1 pseudogene is annotated in these 524 nt (G+C 45.8%); it reads left to right on the plus strand.

Going from position 1 to position 524, the window contains the following annotated elements:
• Positions 1 to 37: 37 nt before the first annotated feature.
• Positions 38 to 524, plus strand: a pseudogene (locus tag SB725_RS30140) (DNA polymerase); the annotation flags it as partial.

Raw genomic sequence — 524 nt, forward strand, 5'->3', positions numbered from 1 at the left:
GAAATAATTTTGTTTAACTTTAAGAAGGAGATATACCATGATCCTGGACGCGGACTACATCACCGAAGAAGGTAAACCGGTTATCCGTCTGTTCAAAAAAGAAAACGGTGAATTCAAAATCGAACACGACCGTACCTTCCGTCCGTACATCTACGCGCTGCTGAAAGACGACTCTAAAATCGAAGAAGTTAAAAAAATCACCGCGGAACGTCACGGTAAAATCGTTCGTATCGTTGACGCGGAAAAAGTTGAAAAAAAATTCCTGGGTCGTCCGATCACCGTTTGGCGTCTGTACTTCGAACACCCGCAGGACGTTCCGACCATCCGTGAAAAAATCCGTGAACACTCTGCGGTTGTTGACATCTTCGAATACGACATCCCGTTCGCGAAACGTTACCTGATCGACAAAGGTCTGATCCCGATGGAAGGTGACGAAGAACTGAAACTGCTGGCGTTCGACATCGAAACCCTGTACAAGGAAGGTGAAGAATTCGGTAAAGGTCCGATCATCATGATCTCTTACG

It is taken from the genome of Pseudomonas sp. SIMBA_041, from assembly GCF_046535095.1.
In the GTDB taxonomy this organism is placed as follows: Bacteria; Pseudomonadota; Gammaproteobacteria; order Pseudomonadales; family Pseudomonadaceae; genus Aquipseudomonas; species Aquipseudomonas mucoides.